A 799-nucleotide genomic window follows, 5' to 3' on the forward strand; every position below is an offset into this window, starting at 1 on the left:
CCCGTTCCGGGCACACACAATGGCGAGCTGTCATGCTTTTCCAGCACGCAAAAGATCCGACGCTAATAAAGCACAGCAGCCAGCCGAGTCGTTATAAGCAAGTTGAAAATTAAAAAAAGGAATGAGAAAAATTATATTAACTATTGTAGTGCTTGGAGTTACTTTTAATTTGTTTGCACAGGGAAATAAAATAGAATCTACTGGAAATGTAGGAATAGGTATAACCAATCCTTCACAAAAACTACAAGTCACTAATGGCAATATTGGATTAATAGATACTGAGAACAGGGTTATTTTCGTAGGCAGAGACAAAAGTAATTATATTGGTTTATCATATAATACCCTCAATAATACAGGTGAAATAAAATCTTTTGACAATAGTAGTTCTGGGGATATAGCATTTATAAGTGGGTTGAATGAAATAATGCGAATTAATAAAAGTGGTAAAATAGGTGTGGGAGTCACTAACCCTTTTCAAAAATTTGAAATAAAAGGTGGAAACCTTGCTGTATATAATAATACAAAAACTTATGTGATAGCAGGTGTTAATCAAGTAAGTCACTTTCGCATTGGTTATGATGGCTTAGGAGGTATTATAGAATCTTTTTATGAAAATTCACATGAAAGTAATGGGCTTCGAACAAGTATTAAGTTTAATACCGGAAACCATACCAGAATGATTATAAGTGGAAATGGAAATGTAGGTATTGGAACCACTTCCCCTGACTATAAACTAGATGTAATAGGTACCATACGTGCCCGCGAAATCAAAGTAAATATGGAGGGTGCTCCTGACTAC

Annotated in this window: 1 pseudogene; it reads left to right on the top strand. The window is 34.9% G+C overall.

From position 1 onward, the window contains the following. Window positions 1-121: 121 nt before the first annotated feature. A pseudogene (locus E1171_RS00560) lies at window positions 122-799 on the top strand (hypothetical protein); the annotation flags it as partial.

Source organism: Xanthovirga aplysinae (assembly GCF_009711365.1).
Classification (GTDB): Bacteria; Bacteroidota; Bacteroidia; order Cytophagales; family Cyclobacteriaceae; genus Xanthovirga; species Xanthovirga aplysinae.